At 41.2% G+C, this 24,399-nt stretch carries 25 protein-coding genes; 21 read left to right on the forward strand and 4 right to left on the reverse strand.

Annotated elements, in window-relative coordinates; all coding sequences use genetic code 11:
* The first annotated feature begins 142 nt into the window (after nucleotides 1-142).
* The 3 genes from NFU46_RS01030 to NFU46_RS01040 are packed head-to-tail and all read left to right on the forward strand — an operon-like array spanning nucleotide 143 to nucleotide 1,971.
* Nucleotides 143-592: a DUF3291 domain-containing protein gene (locus NFU46_RS01030; protein WP_251598854.1), complete on the forward strand. Its 450-nt coding sequence runs from the start codon at nucleotides 143-145 to the stop codon at nucleotides 590-592.
* Nucleotides 593-1,105 carry a GNAT family N-acetyltransferase gene (locus NFU46_RS01035; RefSeq protein ID WP_251598857.1) on the forward strand — a complete coding sequence of 171 codons (513 nt, stop codon included), beginning with the start codon at nucleotides 593-595 and terminating at the stop codon, nucleotides 1,103-1,105. It abuts the gene before it with no gap.
* Nucleotides 1,105-1,971: a PhzF family phenazine biosynthesis protein gene (locus NFU46_RS01040; protein WP_175078234.1), complete on the forward strand. Its 867-nt coding sequence runs from the start codon at nucleotides 1,105-1,107 to the stop codon at nucleotides 1,969-1,971. Before NFU46_RS01035 ends, NFU46_RS01040 begins: the two co-directional genes overlap by 1 nt.
* A gap of 58 nt (nucleotides 1,972-2,029) precedes the next feature.
* On the opposite strand, the gene rne is transcribed toward NFU46_RS01040, so the two are convergent.
* Nucleotides 2,030-5,215: a ribonuclease E gene (rne, locus tag NFU46_RS01045; protein ID WP_251598860.1), complete on the reverse strand. Its 3,186-nt coding sequence runs from the start codon at nucleotides 5,213-5,215 to the stop codon at nucleotides 2,030-2,032.
* A 619-nt stretch (nucleotides 5,216-5,834) separates the two neighbouring features.
* Here rne and rluC point away from each other — a divergent pair.
* Together rluC and NFU46_RS01055 are read left to right on the forward strand one after the other, a co-directional pair.
* The gene (gene rluC / locus NFU46_RS01050; protein ID WP_251598863.1) at nucleotides 5,835-6,803 is read left to right on the forward strand and encodes a 23S rRNA pseudouridine(955/2504/2580) synthase RluC; all 969 of its coding nucleotides are present in this window, start codon (nucleotides 5,835-5,837) and stop codon (nucleotides 6,801-6,803) included.
* A complete protein-coding gene (locus NFU46_RS01055) occupies nucleotides 6,790-7,482 on the forward strand; it encodes an HAD family hydrolase (protein WP_175078237.1) in 693 nt (230 codons plus the stop codon). Before rluC ends, NFU46_RS01055 begins: the two co-directional genes overlap by 14 nt.
* On the opposite strand, the gene NFU46_RS01060 is transcribed toward NFU46_RS01055, so the two are convergent.
* A complete protein-coding gene (locus tag NFU46_RS01060) occupies nucleotides 7,430-8,026 on the reverse strand; it encodes a nucleoside triphosphate pyrophosphatase (protein WP_251598879.1) in 597 nt (198 codons plus the stop codon). The genes NFU46_RS01055 and NFU46_RS01060 overlap by 53 nt on opposite strands.
* 141 nt (nucleotides 8,027-8,167) lie before the next feature.
* On the opposite strand from NFU46_RS01060, the gene yceD reads away from it, so the two are divergent.
* From yceD to NFU46_RS01130, 14 genes are all read left to right on the forward strand, one after another.
* Nucleotides 8,168-8,692 carry a 23S rRNA accumulation protein YceD gene (gene yceD, locus NFU46_RS01065; RefSeq protein WP_054554711.1) on the forward strand — a complete coding sequence of 175 codons (525 nt, stop codon included), beginning with the start codon at nucleotides 8,168-8,170 and terminating at the stop codon, nucleotides 8,690-8,692.
* A gap of 10 nt (nucleotides 8,693-8,702) precedes the next feature.
* Entirely contained in the window at nucleotides 8,703-8,873 is a 171-nt protein-coding gene (gene rpmF, locus NFU46_RS01070; protein ID WP_036967969.1) for a 50S ribosomal protein L32, read from the forward strand.
* 11 nt (nucleotides 8,874-8,884) lie between these two features.
* Nucleotides 8,885-9,913: a phosphate acyltransferase PlsX gene (gene plsX / locus NFU46_RS01075; protein ID WP_054554712.1), complete on the forward strand. Its 1,029-nt coding sequence runs from the start codon at nucleotides 8,885-8,887 to the stop codon at nucleotides 9,911-9,913.
* A 70-nt stretch (nucleotides 9,914-9,983) separates the two neighbouring features.
* On the forward strand, nucleotides 9,984-10,910 hold the full coding sequence (gene fabD / locus NFU46_RS01080; RefSeq protein WP_054561366.1) for an ACP S-malonyltransferase: 927 nt from the start codon (nucleotides 9,984-9,986) through the stop codon (nucleotides 10,908-10,910).
* Between the two features lie 11 nt (nucleotides 10,911-10,921).
* A complete protein-coding gene (fabG, locus tag NFU46_RS01085; RefSeq protein WP_251598882.1) occupies nucleotides 10,922-11,668 on the forward strand; it encodes a 3-oxoacyl-ACP reductase FabG in 747 nt (248 codons plus the stop codon).
* 238 nt (nucleotides 11,669-11,906) lie between these two features.
* Nucleotides 11,907-12,143, forward strand: a complete 237-nt coding sequence (gene acpP, locus NFU46_RS01090) for an acyl carrier protein (RefSeq protein ID WP_016707440.1) — start codon at nucleotides 11,907-11,909, stop codon at nucleotides 12,141-12,143.
* A 117-nt stretch (nucleotides 12,144-12,260) separates the two neighbouring features.
* Nucleotides 12,261-13,499: a beta-ketoacyl-ACP synthase II gene (gene fabF / locus NFU46_RS01095; RefSeq protein WP_054554715.1), complete on the forward strand. Its 1,239-nt coding sequence runs from the start codon at nucleotides 12,261-12,263 to the stop codon at nucleotides 13,497-13,499.
* A 57-nt stretch (nucleotides 13,500-13,556) separates the two neighbouring features.
* Nucleotides 13,557-14,369, forward strand: coding sequence for an aminodeoxychorismate lyase (gene pabC, locus NFU46_RS01100; protein WP_251598885.1), 813 nt, complete (start codon nucleotides 13,557-13,559; stop codon nucleotides 14,367-14,369).
* On the forward strand, nucleotides 14,366-15,343 hold the full coding sequence (gene mltG / locus NFU46_RS01105; protein WP_251598888.1) for an endolytic transglycosylase MltG: 978 nt from the start codon (nucleotides 14,366-14,368) through the stop codon (nucleotides 15,341-15,343). Before pabC ends, mltG begins: the two co-directional genes overlap by 4 nt.
* Before the next feature lie 17 nt (nucleotides 15,344-15,360).
* The gene (tmk, locus tag NFU46_RS01110; protein ID WP_054561369.1) at nucleotides 15,361-15,987 is read left to right on the forward strand and encodes a dTMP kinase; all 627 of its coding nucleotides are present in this window, start codon (nucleotides 15,361-15,363) and stop codon (nucleotides 15,985-15,987) included.
* A 1-nt stretch (nucleotide 15,988) separates the two neighbouring features.
* Nucleotides 15,989-16,882 carry a DNA polymerase III subunit gene (locus NFU46_RS01115; protein WP_251598891.1) on the forward strand — a complete coding sequence of 298 codons (894 nt, stop codon included), beginning with the start codon at nucleotides 15,989-15,991 and terminating at the stop codon, nucleotides 16,880-16,882.
* An 8-nt stretch (nucleotides 16,883-16,890) separates the two neighbouring features.
* Complete coding sequence (locus NFU46_RS01120; protein WP_054554720.1) at nucleotides 16,891-17,217, forward strand: PilZ domain-containing protein; 327 nt, start codon at nucleotides 16,891-16,893, stop codon at nucleotides 17,215-17,217.
* Between the two features lie 13 nt (nucleotides 17,218-17,230).
* Nucleotides 17,231-18,010 carry a TatD family hydrolase gene (locus tag NFU46_RS01125; protein WP_251598894.1) on the forward strand — a complete coding sequence of 260 codons (780 nt, stop codon included), beginning with the start codon at nucleotides 17,231-17,233 and terminating at the stop codon, nucleotides 18,008-18,010.
* 35 nt (nucleotides 18,011-18,045) lie between these two features.
* Nucleotides 18,046-19,866 carry an alkaline phosphatase D family protein gene (locus NFU46_RS01130; protein ID WP_251599864.1) on the forward strand — a complete coding sequence of 607 codons (1,821 nt, stop codon included), beginning with the start codon at nucleotides 18,046-18,048 and terminating at the stop codon, nucleotides 19,864-19,866.
* Here NFU46_RS01130 and NFU46_RS01135 read toward each other — a convergent pair.
* Nucleotides 19,863-20,678, reverse strand: a complete 816-nt coding sequence (locus NFU46_RS01135; RefSeq protein WP_251598897.1) for a polysaccharide deacetylase family protein — start codon at nucleotides 20,676-20,678, stop codon at nucleotides 19,863-19,865. The genes NFU46_RS01130 and NFU46_RS01135 overlap by 4 nt on opposite strands.
* Nucleotides 20,679-20,989: 311 nt before the next feature.
* On the reverse strand, nucleotides 20,990-22,429 hold the full coding sequence (gene rsmF / locus NFU46_RS01140) for a 16S rRNA (cytosine(1407)-C(5))-methyltransferase RsmF (RefSeq protein WP_251598900.1): 1,440 nt from the start codon (nucleotides 22,427-22,429) through the stop codon (nucleotides 20,990-20,992).
* Nucleotides 22,430-22,710: 281 nt separating this feature from the next.
* Here rsmF and NFU46_RS01145 point away from each other — a divergent pair, with 281 nt between their 5' ends.
* Nucleotides 22,711-23,415 carry a GntR family transcriptional regulator gene (locus tag NFU46_RS01145; protein WP_054554723.1) on the forward strand — a complete coding sequence of 235 codons (705 nt, stop codon included), beginning with the start codon at nucleotides 22,711-22,713 and terminating at the stop codon, nucleotides 23,413-23,415.
* Nucleotides 23,416-23,499: 84 nt separating this feature from the next.
* Nucleotides 23,500-24,375 carry a methylisocitrate lyase gene (gene prpB / locus NFU46_RS01150; RefSeq protein ID WP_054561375.1) on the forward strand — a complete coding sequence of 292 codons (876 nt, stop codon included), beginning with the start codon at nucleotides 23,500-23,502 and terminating at the stop codon, nucleotides 24,373-24,375.
* Nucleotides 24,376-24,399: the final 24 nt, after the last annotated feature.

Here is a 24,399-nt window from a genome sequence, read left to right on the forward strand (position 1 = left end):
CCCAGCACTTGCTGGGCTTTTTAGTTTATGAGCAATAGTGCAAGGTGAATTTAACTAATATCAATGACGTTCCTATTGCTATATCGCTTAGTTTTAATACACTCAAGGTACACACTTCCCAGATGGCTAAGGAGAGTCATAAATGAAACTTGCTCAACTGAATATCGCTCTTGCTAAATATCCATTGGATGCGCCAGAAATAAAAGATTTTGTTGATAATCTCGATTTAATTAATGGCGTTGCTGAAAGCAGTGCTGGTTTTGTATGGCGATTAAAAGACGAATCAGGCGATGCCACCAATATTAAAATGTTTGATGATCCGAATATGATAATCAATATGTCTGTGTGGGAAAGCGTTGAAGATCTCAAAAATTTTATGTTTCGCACCCACCACAGAGATTTTATGCGCAGAAAAGGTGAATGGTTTAACCGCTTAGCAGAAGATAGCTATGTTTTATGGTGGATTGAAGATAGCCATATTCCAACCCCTCAAGAGGCATTAGAGAGGTTGCAGTATCTGCGAGAAAGCGGCGACACACCCTATGCTTTTACATTTAAAAGTAATTTTACGGCTGAAGATCTAAGAGGTTAAATGGCTCTTTCATTTAATACACCGAGACTAAACGTCATTGAAATAAACTCTAATACCGCTAAATTAGAGCAAACTACCTTAGTTAACGCTTTGCCTTCGATATTAACACCTGCTGTAGTTGCAAACTTACCAGGTTATTTTCAGGGTATTGATTCTATAGCTGCTGCAGAAAAGTGGTTGGCTAACATGCTTAACGAGTGCCGCTTACTAATGCTGCAATCTAAACACCAAGACGTTGTTGGGCTTTTATTTATCTATACCGAAAACCATGATGCTCATATAGGTTATTTGTTAGCTGAGCAATATTGGGGGCAGGGTCTTGCATTTGAGTTATTGCAGGGATTTATAAACTTGGCTGGTACTTCGTCACACTGGCATAAGCTCATTGCTGGTGTTGATGAGTCAAATACACCATCAATTAAACTTTTAAAAAAGTTGGCTTTTGAAAAGCAAGCATCTAAGGAAAATGGCATGTTGTTTTATGAATTAAACTTAAACCAAGGCATACAATAATGATAATAACTGCATTTTTAGTTAACTCGTTTAGTGCAAATAATACAGGCGGCAACCCAGCAGGTGTTGTGTTGAATGCAGATAAACTCACCAGCGCAGAAAAACTGACGATTGCAAAAGAAATTGGCTTTTCAGAAACCGCATTTGTGGCGCAAGATCATGAAGTTGACTTTGCTGTATCATTTTTTACGACAACGGAAGAAGTTGATTTTTGTGGTCATGCAACCCTAGCGGTGTTTGCTACGCTCTTCGAACAAGGGTTATTAAAACCTGGCTATTACACTCAACGGACAAAAGCGGGCCTGTTAGGCGTAACAATTGCCGAAGACGGTCAAGTTACCATGGAGCAAGCCTTGCCAAAATACCTTGGGGGCTTTGCTTATGACGACCTTGCAGGCTTATTAGGGCTTGGTGAAACGACTCTGGCAGAAACCGGCTTGCCGATCGATGTAATAACTACAGGATTGCCGGATATTATAGTCGCTGTGCCGAATGGCTACTTAGATAAAATCACTATCGATGAAGTGGCGCTTAGCGAGTTCTGCCAACAGCATAACGTGATAGGTGTGCATGCCTTTGAATTATGTGAAGAGCAAAGTGAGCTGACCGCAAGCTGTCGTAACTTTGCGCCTTTGGTTGGTATACCCGAAGAGTCAGCAACCGGTAGTGCCAGTGGTGCGCTTGCATGCTATTTATCAAAACACGTATTTGTACAGCAAGAAAACCATTTCAAGTTTGAACAAGGCCGAGCGATGGGGTGCAGTTCACATATTTCTGCCAGTGTTTATTCGGATGAGCAGGGTGTTTATAAGGTTCTTGTAGGTGGCTATGCAAATCACCTAGGTACACAAGATATTACTTTATAAGAAGAATACATACAAAAAAGCCGCGTTATAAACGCGGCTTTTTTATTAAGTGACTAAATTAATCAGCCACTAAGGTTTTTGCCATATCAGCACGGGCTCTGCCAGCAGGTTTAATTGAACCTGCACGAAGGCCGCTATCTGGAATAGCTGTACGCTTGTCATGCGCCATAGCCGCTGGCGTTGGCTCTGGCTCACTATCTGCAACTGGCGTAGGTTTTGCCATTGCAGCGCTTGCTGAACCTTTTACTAAAACAGTTTTTTCATTTTTAGCAGGTTCTTCAGCTTTTACTGATTCTTCAGTTTTAACTGGTTCCTCAGCTTTCACTGGTTCTTCAGCTTTCACTGGTTCTTCAGTTTTAACTGGCTCTTCAGCTTGTACTGGCTCTTCTGCTTTAACAGGTTCTTCAGCTTTAACAGGTTCTTCAGCTTTAACTGGCTCTTCAGTTTTAACTGGTTCTTCAGTTTTAACTGGTTCTTCAGCTTTAACTGGTTCTTCAGCTTTCACTGGCTCTTCAGTTTTAACAGGTTCTTCAGTTTTAACTGGCTCTTCAGCTTTTACTGGTTCTTCAGCTTTTACTGGTTCTTCAGCTTTCACTGGCTCTTCAGCTTTAACAGGTTCTTCAGTTTTAACTGGCTCTTCAGCTTTCACTGGTTCTTCAGCTTGTGCTGGTTCTTCAGTTTTTACTGGTTCTTCAGCTTTTACTGGTTCTTCAGCTTTAACAGGTTCTTCAGTTTCAGCCTGAGCTTGTTTCGCTTTTAGCTCAGCTTCATATTCAGCAGCAGCTTGGTCGGCAACTGGAATAAATGCTGGCGCATCAGTTTTCTCATCACTTGATTTTTCATCATGCTCAGGGCGACGGCGACGTTGACCAGCAGCACGTAAGTGGCGAGGTGAACGACGAGAGCGTGTACGAGGTTGAGCTTGTTCTTCATCAGTTGATGATTCAACTACCGATTCAGTTTGCTCTGTTTGTTTAGGCTCAGCGTCAGCTTTTACTGGTTCTGCAGGTACTTGCTTTTCAGCAACTGGCTGTTCTGCTTGTTCAGTTTCAACTGCTACTTTTTCTTTTGCAGGCTTAGCTGGTTTTTCAGCTTTAGGTGCTTGCTCAGTTGTTTCAGTTGTTTGTACTGCTTTTGCTTCATCTGCGCTTTCATCTGTTACGCGAACTTTTTTGCGTAAGTTGCGACGTTGACGACGAACCTTAGGTTTAGTTTCCTTTGGCTGCTCAGACTTCGTCTCTGGTGCAGTGTCTTTATTCGTTTGTTCTACATCATCATTACGTTTTTCATTACGTTTTCTGTTGTTAGAATTACGACGACGTTTGTTGCGATTCTCGTTACCTTCTTTTTGCTCAGGCTTATTTGAAGTATTTGTGTTTTCTTCTTTAGCTTGTGCATCGTCAGGGCGTTTATTACGAGAGTTGCGACGGCGTTGGTTGTTGCTACGACGACGGTTGTCGTTGTTGCGACGATTATTGCTACGTCTTTGTGCTGCTTTTTTCTCTTCTTGCTCTTTTTCAGCTTCTTCTTCGGCATTGCTGAATAACGACTTGAAGAACTTACCAATGGCAGCAAATAATCCACCTTCTGACTTTTTAGCCGCAGGTGTTGTTTGCTCAGCTTTCGGTGCAGCTTGAGGCGCAGGTGTAGTTGGCATAACAACACCTTTAAGAACCGGCTCTTCACGAACTGGTGCTGAAGGCGCTTTAGCCATTTCAAATGCTTCTGGCTCAGGAGCAACAACTTGCTCGTAGCTTACTGTTTCGATTGTTTCGTCTTTACGTAAGCGAACTACTTCGTAATGTGGCGTTTCCATGTGTTGATTAGGAATGATCACAACATCAACGTTATGGCGCTTTTCGATGCGTTGAACACTACGACGTTTTTCGTTTAATAGGTAAGCGGCAACAGCCACAGGCACTTGTGCATTTACTTGTGATGTGTTGTCTTTGATTGCTTCTTCTTCGATTAAACGAAGGATAGACAGTGCAATTGATTCGTTAGAACGAATCGTACCTTGGCCATTACAACGAGGACATGGACCTTGGCTTGCTTCACCTAATGAAGGGCGTAAGCGCTGACGCGACATTTCAAGCAGACCAAAACGTGAGATCTTACCAATCTGTACACGGGCACGGTCAGGGCGAGCAGCGTCTTTTAAACGATTCTCTACTTCGCGTTGGTGGCGTGGTGGTGTCATATCGATGAAGTCGATAACAATAAGACCACCTAAGTCACGTAAACGTAATTGACGGGCAATTTCGTCTGCCGCTTCTAAGTTAGTATTAAGTGCTGTTTCTTCGATATCACCGCCTTTAGTGGCTTTAGATGAGTTGATATCGATAGACGTAAGCGCTTCAGTTGGGTCAATTACAATTGAGCCACCTGATGGTAAGCGAACCTCACGTTGGAAAGCAGACTCAATTTGGCTTTCAATTTGGTAGTGGGTGAATAGTGGTACATCGCCCTGATAAAGCTTAACACGGCTCATGAAGTCAGGACGGAAACGCTCAATATGGGCTTTCGCTTCTTCAAATACACGTGCTTTATCAATTAAAATTTCACCAATATCACGACGTAAATAGTCACGGATTGCGCGGAAAATTACGTTACTTTCTTGGTGAATTAAGAACGGAGCAGGGCCGCTATCAGCAGCTTGCTGAATTGCTTGCCAATGCACTAATAGTGCTTTTAAGTCGTACTCTAGTTCTTCAAATGATTTACCAACACCTGCAGTACGAACAATTAAGCCCATGCCTTTAGGTAGTTCTAAACGGCTCAGTGCTTCTTTAAGTTCAGTACGCTCATCACCTTCGATACGGCGAGAAATACCACCGGCACGAGGGTTGTTAGGCATAAGTACTAAATAGCTACCTGCAACGCTGATAAAAGTCGTTAACGCAGCGCCTTTTTGGCCACGCTCTTCTTTATCAACTTGCACAATTACTTCTTGGCCTTCTTTGATCACGTCACGGATATTTGGACGACCTTGGAATGTATAGCCTTGTGGGAAGTAGGTGCGAGCTATTTCTTTAAGAGGAAGGAAACCGTGTCTCTCAGCGCCATAATCAACAAAGGCAGCTTCTAGTGACGGTTCGATACGGGTAATTTTACCCTTGTAAATATTTGCTTTTTTTTGTTCGTGACCTGGGCTCTCTATGTCTAAATCATACAGGCGCTGGCCATCAACCAGTGCAACGCGCATTTCTTCTTGCTGCGTCGCATTGATTAGCATACGTTTCATATTGTTACTCTACTAATTCTGTCGCTGACATGACGATATAAACTCGTCTGTTCAGTGGTTTCTGACGGTTGTTTTTGTGCAGTCTCACGACTGGGTAAAGTCAAAACCTGAAGTTGTTTGCTTACATTGAGCATCACTAGGTGTGGCTGACAATAACATGTTGTCACGTTATTAAATTCTTATAGGTGTCAAAACTGCCGCCAATTCTGCGGTTTTAATTTACGAGTTTTGTCCCGAAGTCGACCATGTTCAAATTTTTATTCAATGTCTTGCTACAACAGCTGCTTCTGAATGACGTTGCTACGTCGTCACTATCAGTCAATTTATCTTGTTCAATTGCTTTTTATGTTCATTAATCAACATTCGTGCTCAAATTATTCAGGCAATATATTACGCGCATCGCCGATAATTGAACGCTCGTGTTGGCTGGGTAATTATAAAAGCTTTGGAAAACTTAGCGCGGATCTGTATGATCGGCAACCCAGAATATGCTTCACGAATGTATTAATGTGATAAAAGCACCGTTGTTACTTGCAAACTTTATGTTCGCGACGGTGATTATCCCACTATTACAGTCGCGTTAGCAACTAAATTATTTACTTAAATCAGTGATTAGGCAATGTCAGAAAAAACCGGCTTACAAGTTTCGTTTGTTACCATAGGTGAAGACCATCTAGGTCAACGTATTGATAACTTTCTTATTACTCACCTAAAAGGTGTGCCTAAAAGTGCAGTTTATAAAATCCTTCGTAAAGGCGAAGTGCGAGTAAATAAAAAACGCATAAAACCTGTCTACAAACTACAACTTAATGATGTGGTTCGTATTCCACCTATTAAAGTGGCCGAAAAAGAAGAGTTTGTGCCAAAAAAACTCGATAAAGTAAAACAACTTGAAGACGCCATTTTGTTTGAAGACAAGTATTTAATGGTGATCAACAAGCCTTCGGGTATGGCTGTGCATGGTGGCAGTGGCCTAAGTTATGGCTTAATCGAAGCGCTTCGCGTACTTCGTCCTGAAGAGCGTAGTTTAGAGCTTGTACACCGACTAGACCGTGACACATCAGGTTGTTTGCTTATTTCTAAACGTCGTTCAGTGTTAACTGATTTACATAAACAGTTACGTGAAAAAACCATGGAGAAAAACTATTGGGCATTAGTTGATGGTCAATGGGATTCTAAAACGAAAAATGTCACCGAAGGACTTCGTAAAAACACCTTGAAGTCTGGTGAGCGTGTGGTGCGTGTTGATAATAACGAAGGTAAACCATCGCACACGCGTTTTCGTGTGCTTGAGCGATATGCTGAGTGCTCATTAGTGCAAGCGTCGCCGGTAACAGGGCGTACTCACCAAATTCGTGTACATACGCAATGTAAAGGTCATCCAATTGCGTGTGATGATAAATACGGCGTTGCAGAGTTTGATCAATACGTAAATAAGCTGACTGGTTTAAATCGTTTGTTTTTACACGCCCATGATTTACGTTTTATGCACCCTAAAAACGAAACAACTATGCATGTTGAAGCACCACTCGATAATGCACTTCAAAACTGTATCAAAAAGCTACGTGCCGATAATGAACAAGTTTAAGCTGGTTATTTTTGATTGGGATGGCACTGTGATGGACTCTGTGCCAAAAATTGTTACCTGCCTGCGAAATACTGCGCGAGATTTAGGTATTCCTGTTCCAACAGAGCAACAAGCGAAAGACGTTATTGGTTTGTCGCTGGCAAAAGCCACTGAAGTGCTTTTTCCGGCGCATTTACATTTAAGCGACGAACTCGTTGCAGGTTATAAAGCACAGTACCGTGAGTTAGATGTTACACCTACACCTTTATTTAAAGATGTAGAATCCGTTTTAAAGCAGTTAAGCGATGCAGATATGCAATTGGCTGTGGCTACCGGTAAAGGACGTGAAGGCATTAATAGGCTTCTTAATGAGTCAGGCCTTGGTAAGTACTTTTTGAATGTAAAATGTTCAGATGATGCTGAGTCGAAGCCATCTCCAGATATGCTTGAGCAAATTTTACACGAGCAGGGTATAGCAAAAGCTGATGCTGTGATGATTGGCGATAGCCAACTCGATATGGCAATGGCTAATGCCGCAGGTATTGCTTGTATTGGAGTGAGTTTTGGTGCCCATAGCCCGGCGCAGTTGCAACAACATGCGCCGTTATGTGTTGTTGATTCATACCAACAACTTTTACAGGTTTTAACTACGCCCCTTGCAGCGTTAACACGTCAACACCAAACTCAGCCAGCACTTTAGTTAATGTGATCAGTGGCAGGCCTATCAATGTATTAGGATCATCGCCACTGAGCTTTTCAAATAAACAGATGCCTAATCCTTCACTTTTAAAGCTGCCTGCACAGTTGTATGGCTGCTCTGCATCGCAATAAGCATTGATCTGCTCATGTGTGAGTGTTTTAAATGTCACATCAAATGGCACCACGGTGGTAATTGCTTTATCGCTTTGTATATCAAATACACTTAAACCCGTTAAAAAGGTCACTGTATGGCCACTAAACGATGAAAGCTGCTTAATGGCATTCTCTTTAGTATGAGGTTTACCTAAAATTGTATCGTTGAATACCGCAACTTGATCAGAGCCAATTACCAAACCTTCACTATAATGTTGTTTGGCAACACGGGCTTTTTGTTCGCTTAAACGAGCAACTAATTGCTCTGGCGTTTCAGCTGCGATAGGGGACTCATCAATATCTGGAGAAAAACTTTGAAAAGGTAAGTTAAACTTAGTTAATAATTGCTGTCTAAATGGTGAGCTTGACGCTAATATAAGTGTTGGTTTCATAATAAATTCTGGATGAAAATTGTATTTTTCCAAGGATAAGCCACAATGAATCCGAAAACAAAGCAGAAGATCGTTAAAAACCTACCAAAATTGGTTTTTTACTTTGACTAACTTACTAACTATCTATATGATGCAGCCCCTATGCAAAAGGTGAAAATTCCCATCACTCTTCATCCCAGCAAAGCAGCTCAACATCGTTTAACGTATGACGGTATTGTCCCGCTTGAAAAACTTTCTCGTTTAGAGCAAGTTGTGCAGGAGGAAGCAGGTGAAATAGCGGTAAAGATTCATTGCAAAATTGACGAGCAAGGTTTAGTGGTAATAAGTGGTAACTTATCAACACATGTAACTGTAACTTGTCAACGCTGTAATGGAGAATTAGGGTTGGATTTGGAACAAGACTTTGTGTATTCGCCAATTGGTTTGGATGCAGAGTCAGATCATCTACCTGAAGGTTACGATGAAGTAGAGCTGGACGAAAACGGTGAAATCAACGTATTTGAGTTAATCGAAGACGAACTGATTTTAGCTATTCCAATAGTGCCTACACACAACGAAGCTTCATGCAGTTATTCATCAGAGCCTACTAGCTTTGGTAAATTAGCAGCAAAAGATGACAAACCAAATCCATTTGATATTTTGAAACAACTTAAGAAAGATTCTTAGGAGAAGACTAATGGCTGTACAAAAAAGCAAAAAGTCTCGTGCAAGACGCGGCATGCGCCGTTCACACGATGCGATCAGTGGTCCAACTTTAACTGTAGATCAAGTTTCTGGTGAGACTCACCGTCGTCACCACGTAACTGCTGACGGTTACTACAAAGGCGTTAAAGTAATTTCTAACTAAGAGATTGCTATATGCTGACCAATCTAACCATAGCGTTAGATATGATGGGGGGCGATTACGGCCCCCGTTCATCTATCCCCGCTGCCGTGCAAGCGGTAAATGCTAATACCAACTTAAGACTCATCTTATGTGGTAATCAGCAAGTTATTCTAAAAGAACTCGAAGCACTCGATTCTGTCTCACACCCTCGTTTAATAATTCGCCATTGTAGCGAAGTCGTCACAAATGCGTGTGAACCTGCTTCAGCGGTTCGTTCTAAAAAAGATTCATCAATGCGAGTTGCCCTCGATTTAGTTAAATCGGGTGAAGCGCAAGCGTGTGTAAGCTCTGGTAATACAGGCGCGTTATTTTTTATGGCGCACTATGTATTAAAGATGCTTCCAGGCGTAAAACGTCCTGCATTAATCTCTGCTGTTCCAACCGAACGTAAAAACCCTGTTTATTTGCTTGATTTAGGTGCGAATGTGCATTGTGATGCACAAACCCTTTATCAATTTGGCATTATGGGTTCTGTGGTAGCAGGGCAGGCACTTGGGTGTGATAACCCAAGAGTTAGTTTATTGAATATTGGCTCTGAAGACATCAAAGGGCATGAAGGAATAAAACAAGCTGCACAGTTAATGCAGCAGTGTGAATATCTCAACTACACAGGTTACAGTGAAGGTAGTGATATTTTCAGCGGAAAAGCCGATGTTATTGTGTGCGAAGGATTTGTAGGTAATGTGGCATTAAAAACCTGTGAAGGTATTGCCAAACTGATCATGCATAAACTCACCAAAGCCTTACACAAACATTTCTTATACAAAAGTTTAGCGTTTTTATTGCGTCCAGTGATAAAAAAACTCTACAAGCGGGTGAACCCCGACCAGTATAACGGCGCAAGTCTGGTAGGATTGCGCGGTATTGTTGTTAAAAGCCATGGCAATGCCTCACCAAAGGCGTTTCATGCTGCTATTGATGAAGCCGCGCGGGAAGTCGAACGCCAACTCCCTGAAAAAATCGCTGCGATTTTTGAGCAAACACATCCAACAACAAAGTAGTGCAGCATATCTAAAACTTGTTATGCTGCCTGCTACAGAATATTTTTTTGTTTAATTATAAGAGCAAAGTATGGCACATAAAATTGCACTCGTATTTCCAGGTCAAGGCTCACAAACTGTGGGCATGTTATCTGAACTATTAGCTGATTCTCAAATTGCTAAAGCAACATTCGCTGAAGCATCTGAAGCTCTTGGCTATGATCTAGCTGCACTTGTACTAAATGGTCCAGAAGAAGAATTAAATCAAACCCATCGTACACAACCAGCACTTCTTACTGCTAGTGTTGCTATTTACCGTCAATGGTTAGACGCAAACCCTGATGCCGATGTTGTTATGGCTGGTCACAGTTTAGGCGAGTATTCAGCATTAGTTTGTGCTGGCGTTGTAAGCTTAAGCGAAGCAGTTAAACTAGTAGAAAATCGTGGTTTATATATGCAAGAAGCAGTACCTGCTGGTGTTGGTTCTATGGCTGCAATCATCGGCTTAGGTGACGACGAAATCAAAGCTGCGTGTGAAGCATCAGCAAATGGTGAAGTCGTTTCACCAGTAAACTACAACTCACCAGGTCAGGTTGTTATTGCCGGTCACAAAGCGGCAGTTGAGCGTGCATCAGAAGCATGTAAAGAAGCAGGTGCTAAACGTGCTTTACCACTTGCAGTAAGCGTACCTTCTCACTGTGAACTAATGAAACCAGCTGCTGAAAAATTAGCTGCTGATTTAGCCGCTTTAACATTTAATACACCTAAGTGTGATGTAATCAATAACGTTGATGTAAAAGCTGAGCAATCAAGTGAAGCAATTAAAGATGCATTAGTACGTCAACTTTACAGCCCAGTTCGCTGGACTGAAACTGTACAAGCATTAGTTGCTCAAGGTATCACACAAAGCTATGAGTTTGGCCCAGGTAAAGTATTAACGGGTCTTGCTAAACGAATTGATAAAGCAATGGTATGTGGTGCGGTTAATACGCAAGCTGCTATTGATGAAGCGAAATAAGTAGGAATAGAATGACAAATTTATTTTCTCTTGAGGGCAAGGTTGTCCTAATCACTGGTGCAAGCCGTGGTATTGGTAAAGCGATTGCAAGTACGCTAGTTGCACAAGGTGCAAAAGTAGCGGGTACTGCAACAAGCGAATCAGGTGCTGCTAAAATCAGTGAATACCTAGGTGACAACGGTAAAGGTTATGCCCTTAACGTTACAGATCCTGAATCGATTGAGGCGACACTTGCTGCGATCAAGGCTGATTTAGGCGATATCGACGTATTAGTTAACAATGCGGGTATTACTCGCGATAACTTATTAATGCGAATGAAAGACGGTGAGTGGGATGACATCATCGATACTAACCTAAGCTCAATTTTCCGTTTATCTAAGGCTGTTTTACGCCCTATGATGAAAAAGAAAAGTGGCCGTATCATTAATATCGGTTCTGTTGTGGGCACAATGGGTAATGCGGGTCAAGCTAACTATGCTGCAGCGAAAGCGGGTGTAATTGGTTTTACTAAGTCATTAGCACGCGAAGTGGCATCACGTGGCATTACAGTGAACGTTGTTGCACCTGGTTTTATCCAAACAGATATGACAGACGAGCTGACTGAAGACCAAAAAGCAGCTACGCTTGCAAATGTACCTGCAGGGCGTTTAGGCCAACCTGAAGAAATCGCTGCTGCGGTATGTTATTTAGCATCTGACGCTGCTGCGTATGTATCAGGCGAAACATTGCACGTAAATGGCGCGATGTACATGGTTTAATGAAAGTTAGCAAAAATTTGCTAACGAAAGATTATCGAAAATTGTTGAATTTTTTGTGATCTTGCTTTAAACATACTTGAATTCGCTATTAAAATAAGCGATAAATGAACAAATACTATTCGAGAGGTTTGACCAGATAAGTAATTATCAGCAAATCCTTGAATCACAGAATTATGCGGCGTAAACTACGCCGCAATCTGAAAATAACGCATTGGCGTTTTTAATAAAGGAAAGAAGAATGAGCGACATCCAAGAACGCGTAAAGAAAATTATCATTGAGCAACTAGGTGTTAAAGAAGAAGAAGTAAAACATGAAGCTTCTTTCGTTGACGACTTAGGTGCTGATTCACTTGACACTGTAGAACTAGTAATGGCTCTTGAAGAAGAGTTCGACACTGAGATCCCAGACGAAGAAGCTGAAAAGATCACTACAGTTCAAGCTGCAATCGATTACGTTACAGCTCACGCTGAGTAATTTTACGCATTTTGATTTTAAGGGCAGCATTAAGCTGCCCTTAGTCTATCTATAGAATGATACTAATAAATTTGGTATACACCCCACCTAAAATAATTTCCTTATTGGAGGCAACCCGTGGCTAAACGTCGAGTCGTCGTAACTGGCTTAGGAATGTTGACACCGCTAGGTAATGATGTTGAATCTACTTGGCAAGGTTTGTTAAACGGTAAAAGTGGTATTCAAACTATCACGCATTTCGATACCTCAAGTTTCGGCACCAAATTCGCAGGTTTGCTGAATGACTTTGATGCATCAGCTTACATGTCACCGAAAGATGCAAAGAAAATGGATTTGTTTATCCAATATGGCATTGCAGCGGGTGTACAAGCACTACAAGATTCTGGTCTAGAGATCACTGAAGAAAACGCCACTCGTGTTGGTGTAGCAGTGGGTTCTGGCATCGGTGGTTTAACTTTAATTGAAGAAAACCACATCAAACTATTAAATAGCGGCCCGCGTAAGCTTTCTCCGTTTTACGTGCCTTCGACCATTATCAATATGATCTCTGGTCATTTATCGATTATGCACGGTTTACGTGGCCCTAATATTTCAATCGTTACAGCCTGTACTACAGGTCTACATAACATTGGTCATGCTGCGCGTATGATTGCATACGGCGATGCAGATGCAATGGTAGCCGGTGGTGCTGAAAAAGCATCGACACCAATTGGTATGGGTGGCTTTAATGCAGCTCGTGCATTATCAACTCGTAACGACGATCCACAAGCAGCATCTCGTCCTTGGGATAAAGACCGTGATGGTTTTGTTCTTGCTGATGGTGCTGGTGTTATCGTACTTGAAGAATATGAGCATGCTAAAGCACGTGGCGCGAAAATCTACGCTGAACTCGTTGGTTTTGGTATGAGTGGCGATGCATATCACATGACGTCTCCACCTGAAGACGGTGCAGGCGCAGCTCTAGCGATGGAAAATGCCCTAAATGATGCACAAGTTAATGCAGACCAAGTTGGTTACATTAATGCTCACGGTACATCTACTAATGCAGGCGATAAAGCCGAAACATCAGCTGTTAAAACTATTTTTGGCGATGCAGCGAAAGATGTGATGGTAAGTTCATCTAAATCAATGATGGGTCACTTGTTAGGTGCAGCAGGCTCGGTAGAGTCGATCATTACTATCTTGTCACTTGTTGACCAGAAAGTAAGCCCTACAATCAACCTTGATAACCCAGATGAAGGCTGTGATTTAGACTACGTACCGCACACTGCACGTGACGCTAAATTGGATTACGCACTATGTAATTCATTTGGTTTTGGTGGTACTAATGGCTCGTTGCTGTTTAAAAAGGTATAATTCTTTTTAACAACGGACTAAAAAGAAGAGCCCAGTTGTTTAACTGGGCTTTTTTGTATGAGTAAATTAAAACAAACAATAAAAATAATCACACCAGACACCACAATAAGCACGCAAGACCGTGGCTTAAATTATGGTGACGGCTTCTTTACCACAGGCTCTGTGGTTAATTCTGTCGTTGAGCACTGGGATTTACACAAAGCGCGTTTAGAAGAATGCGCGCAAAGACTATTTTTCCCCGAATTAGATTTAACCGCAATTGAGCGTGAAGTAAATCATGCAATCAGTGATACACAAACCGGTATTTTAAAAATAGTTATCACCCGTGGTGCAGGTGGGCGTGGTTATGGCTTACCAGATACACCAAGTATCCAAGTGTTGATCAGTATAATGCCTGCAGTTTCACACTATAAAAGTTGGCAACAGCAGGGTGTAAACCTAGCGGTCAGCGACGTGAAACTTGCGTATCAACCTTTACTTGCAGGCTTAAAAACATTGAACCGTTTAGAGCAAGTGCTTATCAAAAAGCAAATGAGCAGCCTTGAATGTGATGACGTTGTTGTACTTGATTATGATAACAATGTGATTGAGTGCTCTGCTGCAAATATTTTTGCTATTAAAGACGGTCAAGTTATATCACCTAAGTTAGACCGCTGCGGTATCACTGGGGTTTATCTCAGCGCTTTATGTGATAAGTTAGCCATTGAATTTAAAGCAATCCAACTAGATGAGCTTTTAGCTATGGATGCCGTATTTATGTGTAATAGTTTAATGGGCGTGGTGCCCGTTGCTCGAATTGCTGATACACAGTTTGATATTGAATGCAGTAAAGCGCTATTAACGGCGCAGTTTGCCAAGGAGAGTGTGTGATAAAAGTCATTGTTAGCGTGCTGTTATTAGCATTGCTATGTTGTGGTATTGGCTATCAACAGCTTCAATCAGCATTAAAAATGCCGTTAAAAGTTGAAAATAGTACTTTATTTAAAGTAGAACGTGGCACCGGCTTTAATCAGCTTTGCCAAGCATGGCAAGCAAAGCAGTGGGTTGATAGCTGCTTTAAATTTCAGGTACTTGCTAAAATAGATCCTACGCTTACTGATTTAAAAGCGGGTCTTTATGAACTGGATACAAGCGCTGTGATTGATAATATTCGTCGTATCAATCAAGGTGCACAAGTGAGCTTTAGCTTCACAATTATTGAAGGTCAGCCACTTCGAGACGTTGTTGCTAATATTCAGAAACAAGCGCATTTAACACAAGATTTAGACACAGAAAATTTAGCGACGCAGATAAGTAACACGCAAGAAAATTTAGAAGGCTGGTTGTTCCCTGACACCTATCACTACCATAGTGAAGATAGTGCCAGCGGATTATTAAAACGCGCATACAGCAAAATGCAGCAGGAATTAGACGCTGCATGGCAAACTAGAGCTGCAGATTTAGTATTAAGCTCACCGTATGAAGCGTTAATACTGGCTTCTATCATCGAAAAAGAAACGGGCCTTGCTTCTGAGCGACCACTAATTTCTGCGGTATTTACCAATCGTTTAAAAACCAATATGCGCTTACAAACCGATCCAACAGTTATTTATGGTATTGGTGCTGATTTTGACGGTGATATAAAGCGAAAAGATTTAACAACCTATACACCGTATAACACGTACAAGATAAAAGGCTTGCCGCCAACACCCATAGCCATGCCTTCGAAAGCAGCGATTTTGGCCGCGGTTAATCCCCCTGAGTCTGAATATGTGTATTTTGTTGCGAAAGGGGATGGCAGCCATCAATTTTCGAAAACATTGCAAGAACATAATCGTGCGGTAAAGCAGTACCAATTAAACTAACAACCAGAATTGAGTCTATGACAGCGAAATTTATAGTGATTGAAGGCCTAGAAGGGGCCGGAAAATCAACGGCTATTGCCGTATGCCAAGCTTATTTAGAAAACAAGCAAGTCGATTTTATTAATGTACGTGAGCCTGGCGGTACAGCTATGGCTGAAGAGCTGCGTAATATCGTCAAACAGGCTCACCAAGAAACAGTGACGGGCGAAACAGAGCTGTTAATCATGTACGCAGCACGCTCGCAATTAGTTGCTAATGTTATTAATCCCGCACTTGAAAAGGGTACCTGGGTTTTAGGTGATCGCCATGATCTTTCATCTCAAGCATATCAAGGTGGTGGTCGTGGTATTGAACAGACTAAACTCTCTTTTTTAGCTGATATGGTGCTAAATGGTTTAAAACCTGATTTAACCATTTATTTAGATATTGACCCAGCTGTGGGGCTTGCTCGTGCAAAAGGCCGTGGTGAACTTGATCGTATTGAACAAGAAGCATTAGGCTTTTTTGAGCGCACTCGCGCACGCTACCTTGAAATAGCTAAAACTGATAGCAGTATCAAAACAGTGGATGCAAACCAAACAATGCCAGAAGTACATGCGGCAATCACAACCGTGCTTGATAACTTTTTTGCAGGTTTAAATTAATATGCCTTTGCCGTGGCTTGAAGGGCTTTATCAGCAACTAGCGCAAAGTTTTGCACAGCAACGCTTTCATCATGCCCAGCTATTTAATGGTGATAAAGGTGTTGGCAAACAATGTTTAGTCGATTCGCTCGCCGATGGCTTACTTTGCGCGTCACCTGTAAATTTAAAAGCCTGTGGCAATTGTAAAAGCTGTCAACTTAATCAAGCGGGTACTCATCCTGATAAACGCGTTGTAAAGGTGGAAGGCCAAACAATAGGCGTTGATGAAATTCGTGAAATCAGTGATTTTATCAACCATTCAGCGGCACAAAATGGTAACAAAGTAGTGGTACTTGAACAGTGTCAGAAAATGACCACTGCAGCGGCTAATGCTTTATTAAAAACCCTTGAAGAGCCAAGCTTGCGCCGTTATTTATTGTTAACGTGCGAACAAACTGCATTATTACCTGCAACAATTTTAAGTCGCTGTGCCGTACACGAAATAAAAGTTAACTCTGAATATACGAAAAAATGGTTAGCATCATTAAACATTGCTAATTATTCATGGTTGGAGTTATTCGCTAGGCAGCCACTTCTTGTTCAGCAGTGGCAAAATGACAACCAACTTGAAGCTGTCGATTCTCTTTATAAATTTGCAACTGAGATAAAAGACAGCCATAATTTCAGTGCGTTAGTCGACATATTAAATAAAGATCATAGCTTGGTTAATGTATTTGTTTTGTTTTTAACAGAGCATCTTAAAACGCAATTGGTTTTAGGAATGGACTTTTTCAATTATCAGAAAGCACAATCTGCAATTTCAGAGTTTCTTTATAACAGTTCACATGTGCTTGGTTTAAACTTGGAACTAGCAATTTCACAATTAGCGTTTACTTTACGTGAAAGCCAAAATTAGGAAGTATCGTGCAAGAATTATTAGTAGATATTGAAGACTTAGAAGAATTATATCGCTGTTATATGCCTTATCTAAAAAATGGTGGTTTGTTTGTTCGCACTAATATGCGCTTTGAAATGGGTCATTCATTGGCTTTAAAGGTCACATTACCAGATGCACTAGAAGACGATGTGGTAACAGGTAAAGTTGCTTGGATCACACCGCAAGGTGCACAAAGCTCAAACCCACCAGGCATTGGTGTTAATTTTATCGATGATAAAACCAATTTGAATGCGAAAATCGAAAAACTGCTCGGTACTATGTTAAACTCCGGCAATCCGACCTATACCATGTAATAAAAGTAGTACCATGATTGTAGATTCTCATTGTCATTTAGATCGTTTAGATTTTGATAAACTCGACTTAGACTTAGACCAAGTACTCGATAATGCTCGTGCAAAGAAAGTAGAACACTTTTTATGTGTAAGCGTAACTTTAGATCAATTTCCAAGTATGCTGGATAAAATTAAACACTATCCAGATGTTTCTGCATCATGCGGTGTGCATCCACTTGATCAAAAAGACGCACTCGATAAGCAAAGGCTTATTTCACTTGCAAGCCACGACAAAGTGGTTGCTATTGGCGAAACCGGTCTTGATTACTATTACTCAAAAGACACCCATATTGTTCAGCAAGAAAGTTTCGTGGGTCATATCGAGGTTGCTAATGAGCTAAATAAGCCGCTTATTATTCACACACGAGACGCTAGAGAAGACACTATTAACTTAATGCGCGCGCACAATGCCGAGAATTGTGGTGGTGTATTGCATTGCTTTACAGAAAACTGGGAAATGGCCAAAAAAGCCATTGATATGGGCTTTTATATTTCGATTTCGGGCATTGTTACGTTTAAAAATGCCGTAGAGTTAAAAGACGTTGTAAAGCAAATTCCGCTAGATCGCTTATTGATCGAAACAGATTCACCGTATTTAGCGCCTGTTCCATATCGTGGTAAAACAAATCAACCAGCCTATGTTGAAGATGTCGCTTACTACATCGCTGAGTTAAAAGGGCTTACTTTTAACGAGTTAGCTGAAGCAACAACTAACAACTTTTATTCGTTGTTCAATCAAGCTAAAAGGGCGTAATAGTGCACGGCGTATCGAATTTACCTCAGTTAGTAATGGGGCCAATGGTACGCCGAGCAGATGCAGGGCGAGTGTGCTTTCAATTTGTCACAACTGTGCCTTGCCACTACCGAATTGAGTTTAGCGGTGTTGAAACATACTCGAACTTAGAGTCAATTCAATTAGGGCAACAGCTTTACTTAAATTTCATCAATGTCATGCCTGTCAGTGGTCAGTTTGCAGTTGACTCACTGATCTATTATTCGCTACATGATGAAGATAAAAGCATTGATTTGTCGTCGTTTTGCTATGAACGTGCTGAATCTCCTGCATTTGTTATCCCAAATCGACTCGATAGAATTCTTCATGGTTCGTGTCGTAACCCTCATCATCCTGCAAAAGACAGCCTTGTTGCTGCAGATAATTGGCAAAATGATCAGCGCCAATCTCTTAATGCAGGTGCAGACCTATTATTGTTATCTGGCGATCAAATATATGCGGATGATGTCGCAGGACCTATGCTGCTCGCGATTGAAAAAGTGATTAGCTTGTTTGGTGTGTTTCAAGAGCCAGCGCTTGATTTAGATTTACCTGCAGGGTTTGAGCAGCAACTTTATCAGCGCCATTTACACTTACCCAAAGTACCTTGGCAGAAACGGAGTAAATTTGGTGTTGGTTATTGGCTTAAAAAAGATGAGCCGCACTTCTCAAGCTTAAAAGCTGAAAACCACTTAATTCATTTTCAAGAATTTATAGCGCTTTATTTATTAAACTTCAGTGCGGTTACTTGGCAGTTGATTGAGTTTGAATCAATAGAATGCCCAGCATTAGCCCCTAAATACGCTAATTTATTTAAACTTGAAAAAGACGCACTGCTTGGCTTTGCAAAGGGTCTTCAAAGTGTTGAAAGGTTATTTGCCAATGTATCGACATTAATGATGTTTGACGATCATGATGTCACCGATGATTGGAACTTAACAGCAGGGTGGGAGCAAGCTATTTATCAGCACCCGGCTAGCCGTCGTATTGTAAATAATGGCCTGATTAGTTATTGGTTAATGCAAGGGATTGGTAATGATGCAGGTGATAACTCGCTGTCTTTATTAGCCAGTTTTAAACAAAGCCTGCAACAACAGAGCTGGCATTTTAACGACTTTGATAAGCTAATACTCAATTTTAACCACTGGCATTACGAGCTTAATACCATTCCCAAAGTTGTGGTACTTGATACCCGAACCCATCGCTGGCGTAATGAACAAAACTTCAATGAACCATCAGGCTTACTTGATTGGGAAAGGCTCACGGAATTAGAAGAAAGCTTATTGTCTCACGATAAAGTGATTATCGTATCTCCAGCACCGGTGTTTGGTGTTAAATCGATTGAAGCAATCCAAGCAATTTTTAATTTTTGCGGGCAACCATTATTGGTTGATGTTGAAAACTGGATGGCACATGAAGGTTCTGCTAAAAAGCTGCTAGATACTTTTCGCCGTGAAGATACACCAAAAGAAACCTTGATCCTCTCTGGTGATGTTCATTATTCATTTTGTTTTTCAGTGCAAAAGCGCTTTGGTAAACATAAAAACCGAATTTGGCAGTTGACTGCCAGTGGTATTAAAAATGAGTTCCCACGCAAACTTATCAATATACTCGATAAGCTCGACTCAATTTTATATGCCCCGAAAAGCCCACTTAACTTTTTCACTAAGCGTTGGCAAATGGAAGTTGATAAACACCAAACCATAGGCGAAGGACAAAAGTATTTAGTCAGTAATGCGGCTATCAGCTTAATTGAGCTCAATGACGGTTTACTCGCTAAATATGAACTTATTCACGCTGATAACCAAATAACTGAATTCGATTTAAACGATAATTAATCGAATGCTTTACGATTCGCCTCAACGTAGTCAGCAACATTACTTACCGTATCTAACCAAAAGCCATTTTTAGGATCTTGTAGATAAACAATGAGCTGCTCGAGTACGTCGCTGCCGGTGGTGTACTGATCTCGCTTACCAATATCGTGGCCAGCTAGAATGATCCAACTATTGTTGGTTCTGTGTTGCTCTATGGTTTTTTTAATCTCTTCGAAAGTCAGCCCATCAATAGGTAAACTGGTTAACTGCGAAAAATCTGTAAAATTAGGGTTATTCGCCGTTTCGTCTAGCCAAGTTCGACCAGTTTTAAAGTGTTTAGCTATTAACGGCACATAACTTTTAGTATTAGCACCACGTCCAACAAAGGTGTTACCGCAAGGGTAGGCAAAAGCGGTTGGTGTCACGTTGAGTGTCGCTTTTAAATAGTCTTGCCCCTTCAGGATATCTTGCTCCATTTCTTTTAACGTAAATTGTTCAAGTGAAACACCAAGTTTACGTAGCCATTCAAAGTTGCCTGTACATAAATGGCTTGCTGTATGATTAGCAATTTCGTGACCTGTTTTTACTGCCATTTGCCACTTTTCAACACGTTCTTTTACATTAAAAGGGGATACATAAAATGTCGCTTTTACTTGGTACTTGTTTAAAAGCGCTAAACCGGTATCAACTTGGCTATGTCTTGCGTCATCAAAGCTGATGCTTACGGCATTTTTAGCCTTATTAGGGTAGTCAAAACCTAGGTAATCACTGCTTTTTGCCAGAGTTTGGCTACTAAGTAAAAGTGGTAGTACGACGCACATGGGTTTAAGCATAATCAATCCTTTATCATTGTTTTTACAATGAAATCAAAAAGGCTGATGCTTTGCTATGCGACTTTTGAATAAAAAAACGCCCAGAACGAATCCGCATTGTTCTGGGCTTAGGGGGTGGCTCGTGTGAGCCTGCGCTAACTATAAAAAAACACCTTCTAAATTCAGTAGGGAGAAGTAGAAAGTACTTTTAAGTGTAGTTAATCAGCAGGAAATTGCACGGTAAATGTACAAATTTTATACTATTTTAAAATCAGTCTGTTACAGCTTTTTACCTAAATTAGCGCCTTATTTATACAGTCTTTATGCGCAACTTATACCCAAGTTATCAACTGGGCATTTTGGACCAAATCACGCGGTAATGAGTTCTTAATTTTATTCTTTTGCCACTTACCAAGTCCTACCGGACAACCACATAACATTAAAACTACTTCACCATTATCTTGCGTTGGTTTTTCGAGCCTAATATCTTTACCGTTAAAGTAATCGTTTGCTTGGCAAGCAGACATCTCAAAGGTATTTTTATCGCAATATTGGCCAAAGACAGTGGCAAACTCGTGAGTTAAGCGAACACCACCTTTGTGGATCACACCAAGTTGAATACCTAAACGTGAGTATTTAATTTTATCTTGCAGTTCATCAAAGCCATCAGGAAACAACCAGAGCTCTTTATCACGCTGCATTAACGTGCCTTTAAGTGATTTTAGACCGAACTGTTTTTTAATTGTTTGCATAAACGCTTGGCTTTGTTTTTTATCAAATTCAGCAAACGGAAATGCGCCTTTTTTAACTTTTTGATTTGGGTTAGCGCTTGATGCTACTTTCTTAAATTTAGCGATGAAGAAACCTTCACTGTCGTAAGTTTGCGGCCAAACATGCAAATAACCTTCGCTGGTTGTCGCTTTGTCTGCACCATCAAACAGAGTATTGAGCGATTGTACTTCGATGCAATCAGGGAACTCTGCTAATAGATACTCACACACTTGTTGGTTCTCAAGCGGTGTTAAAGTACAGGTCGAATAGACTAATGTGCCGCCTGGTTTTAAGGCATAAAAGGCACTTTTGATAAGGGCTTTTTGCACAGCAGCAATATCAATATTAGATTCGATTGACCAATTTTTTAAGGCGTCTGCATCTTTACGAACCGTGCCTTCACCTGAACACGGGGCATCTAGCAAAATGCTGTCGAAGCACTCATACATGTAATCCCCGAATATCACACCGTCAAAATGTGATAATGCACAATTACCCACACCCATACGTTTGAGGGTTGCAGCCAATACTTTTAAGCGTGACGATGACAACTCATTGGCCACTAACACGCCACTATTATCCATCATGGCGGCGATTTGTGATGTTTTTGAACCTGGTGCCGATGCCATATCAAGTACCGCATCGCTCTGCTGAACTTCGGCTCTCAGTGCTACCGGCGGTAACATTGAGCTGGCTTCTTGCACATACATAGCACCACTTAAGTGTAAATCGGTATTACCGATTGCAAGGGCCGCTTCTTCGTCGCTTGGGCGTGTTAGCCAGAATCCTTCTTCACACCATGGAATTGCTGTTAATTCCCATCCTTTTTTGGCGCATTGACGCTCAAATTCAGCGACTGACATTTTTAAAGTATTTACGCGAACAGATCGTCTCAATGGGCGGCGACAGGCTGCAATAAAGTCGTCTAATAATAAATGTTCAGGAAGGTAGCTTTTTACATCATCAATAAATGAGTCAGGAATATATGTATTAGCGTCCACTAAATGGCTCTCACATCACGTAATAATAGCTGGATCATACCATTTATAGCGCTATCGGGGGATATTTTTAGCTTTTTAAGAGCGAGATTGAAGTGTCGACATATTACTAATATAAATGTTCTTTATAGCCATTATTTTTGATAAATATCATTTTATGTCGACATTTTGCTAGTTTTTTAGTCTGTTTTTCCGATCTCAAGGTTGACACATGCAATGATAGGGCGCATAGTGAACTCACAAATTGTCGACAATCTTAATTTAGTACTTTGATAGACCTATTTATGACAGAGCAAAAAGCCAACGATAACTACAACGATATCACGATAACAACTGCATCAGACCAAGTGTTTGTCGACATGCGTCGTGAAATTGTACAAGGCACCATTGAGCAGGGCAGCAAAATTTCTGAGCCAGAACTTGCTAAACGTTATGGTGTAAGCCGTGCCACCTTACGTGAGGCGCTAAATCGTTTAGAGAGCTGTTATTTGGTAGAGCGTAAAGCAAATGTCGGTTGCCGTGTCGTTGCACTAACAGCTGAGCGTTTAATCGAAGTCTATCAGGTTCGTAGTGCCTTAGAAGGGCTGGCTTGTCGGTTAGCTGCCGACAACATGGAACCTGAAGAAGTGCAGGGTTTAAAACAGTTATTGAATCAGCACTTACAAACACAGCGTGTAAAAGAAGGTGAATCATACTACCAAGAAGCGGGCGACCTTGATTTTCATTATCGCATTATTAAAGGGTCGAAAAACGCACACTTAATTCATCTTTTATGTAATGAGTTGTACCAGTTAATTCGTATGTACCGTGTACAAATGGGGATGGTTGGGCCACGTGTATCAAAAGCGTTTGATGAACACTTGGCTATTATTAATGCCATTGAAAACCATGACGGTGAATTAGCCGAAATGCTTATGAAGCGCCATATTAGTGCGTCTCAGGCAAATATTCAGACTAAGTTTGACTTACTCGCAGCAAAAAATCAGTAGCGCCGTAGTTAAACAGTCACAATTTAGATTTAAAAAATAGAGTCAGCCAAAGAGCTGAAACCGTTCAAAGATAGGAGTTATCCAATGTCAGCAGGATTAAAGTTCAAACAGGCAATCGCCAACAACAAGCCATTACAAGTGGTTGGCACCGTCAACGCGTACTGCGCAATGATGGCAGAGAAAACCGGTCACCAAGCACTTTACCTCTCAGGTGCGGGTGTTGCTAACGCATCATACGGCATGCCAGATTTAGGTATGACTAGCCTTGATAACGTACTTGAAGATATTCGTCGAATCACCAGCGCTACCGACTTACCGCTTCTTGTTGATGCTGACACAGGTTGGGGCGGTGCTTTTAATATTGCTCGTACCGTTAAAGAAATGACCAAAGCAGGCGCAGCGGGCTTCCATATTGAAGACCAAGTAGCACAAAAACGTTGTGGTCACCGTCCTAATAAAGAGATCGTGTCTAAAGATGAAATGGTTGACCGTATTAAAGCTGCGGTTGATGCTAAAACAGACAGTGATTTTTACATTATGGCGCGTACTGATGCATTCCAAAAAGAAGGCTTAAATGCAGCGATTGACCGCGCAGCAGCGTGTGTTGAAGCTGGCGCAGACGCCATCTTTGCAGAAGCTGTACATGATCTAGCAGATTACCAAGCGTTTGCTAAAGCGTTAAATGTGCCGATTCTTGCAAATATCACTGAATTTGGTCAAACGCCACTTTATACAAAAGAGCAATTGAGCGAAGTGGGTGTTGAAATTGTACTTTATCCACTCAGTGCATTTAGAGCGATGAACAAAGCAGCACTTAATGTGTATTCGTCTATTCTTAGCGAGGGCTCACAACAAAGCCAAGTAGACAATATGCAAACACGTGCGGAATTATATGAGTTTTTAGATTATCACTCATATGAAAACACACTCGATAACCTTTTCTCAGCTAAAAAATCATAACGACAACATATAAGGAGAACACTC

This window comes from Pseudoalteromonas sp. NCCP-2140 (genome assembly GCF_023708065.1).
Classification (GTDB): domain Bacteria; phylum Pseudomonadota; class Gammaproteobacteria; order Enterobacterales; family Alteromonadaceae; genus Pseudoalteromonas.

Coding starts and splice junctions, on each gene's coding strand:
- NFU46_RS01030 (WP_251598854.1), top strand. CDS start 143: ATGAAACTTGCTCAACTGAATATCGCTCTTGCTAAATATCCATTGGAT.
- NFU46_RS01035 (WP_251598857.1), top strand. CDS start 593: ATGGCTCTTTCATTTAATACACCGAGACTAAACGTCATTGAAATAAAC.
- NFU46_RS01040 (WP_175078234.1), top strand. CDS start 1,105: ATGATAATAACTGCATTTTTAGTTAACTCGTTTAGTGCAAATAATACA.
- rne (WP_251598860.1), bottom strand. CDS start 5,215: ATGAAACGTATGCTAATCAATGCGACGCAGCAAGAAGAAATGCGCGTT.
- rluC (WP_251598863.1), top strand. CDS start 5,835: ATGTCAGAAAAAACCGGCTTACAAGTTTCGTTTGTTACCATAGGTGAA.
- NFU46_RS01055 (WP_175078237.1), top strand. CDS start 6,790: ATGAACAAGTTTAAGCTGGTTATTTTTGATTGGGATGGCACTGTGATG.
- NFU46_RS01060 (WP_251598879.1), bottom strand. CDS start 8,026: ATGAAACCAACACTTATATTAGCGTCAAGCTCACCATTTAGACAGCAA.
- yceD (WP_054554711.1), top strand. CDS start 8,168: ATGCAAAAGGTGAAAATTCCCATCACTCTTCATCCCAGCAAAGCAGCT.
- rpmF (WP_036967969.1), top strand. CDS start 8,703: ATGGCTGTACAAAAAAGCAAAAAGTCTCGTGCAAGACGCGGCATGCGC.
- plsX (WP_054554712.1), top strand. CDS start 8,885: ATGCTGACCAATCTAACCATAGCGTTAGATATGATGGGGGGCGATTAC.
- fabD (WP_054561366.1), top strand. CDS start 9,984: ATGGCACATAAAATTGCACTCGTATTTCCAGGTCAAGGCTCACAAACT.
- fabG (WP_251598882.1), top strand. CDS start 10,922: ATGACAAATTTATTTTCTCTTGAGGGCAAGGTTGTCCTAATCACTGGT.
- acpP (WP_016707440.1), top strand. CDS start 11,907: ATGAGCGACATCCAAGAACGCGTAAAGAAAATTATCATTGAGCAACTA.
- pabC (WP_251598885.1), top strand. CDS start 13,557: ATGAGTAAATTAAAACAAACAATAAAAATAATCACACCAGACACCACA.
- tmk (WP_054561369.1), top strand. CDS start 15,361: ATGACAGCGAAATTTATAGTGATTGAAGGCCTAGAAGGGGCCGGAAAA.
- NFU46_RS01115 (WP_251598891.1), top strand. CDS start 15,989: ATGCCTTTGCCGTGGCTTGAAGGGCTTTATCAGCAACTAGCGCAAAGT.
- NFU46_RS01125 (WP_251598894.1), top strand. CDS start 17,231: ATGATTGTAGATTCTCATTGTCATTTAGATCGTTTAGATTTTGATAAA.
- NFU46_RS01130 (WP_251599864.1), top strand. CDS start 18,046: ATGGGGCCAATGGTACGCCGAGCAGATGCAGGGCGAGTGTGCTTTCAA.
- NFU46_RS01135 (WP_251598897.1), bottom strand. CDS start 20,678: ATGCTTAAACCCATGTGCGTCGTACTACCACTTTTACTTAGTAGCCAA.
- NFU46_RS01145 (WP_054554723.1), top strand. CDS start 22,711: ATGACAGAGCAAAAAGCCAACGATAACTACAACGATATCACGATAACA.
- prpB (WP_054561375.1), top strand. CDS start 23,500: ATGTCAGCAGGATTAAAGTTCAAACAGGCAATCGCCAACAACAAGCCA.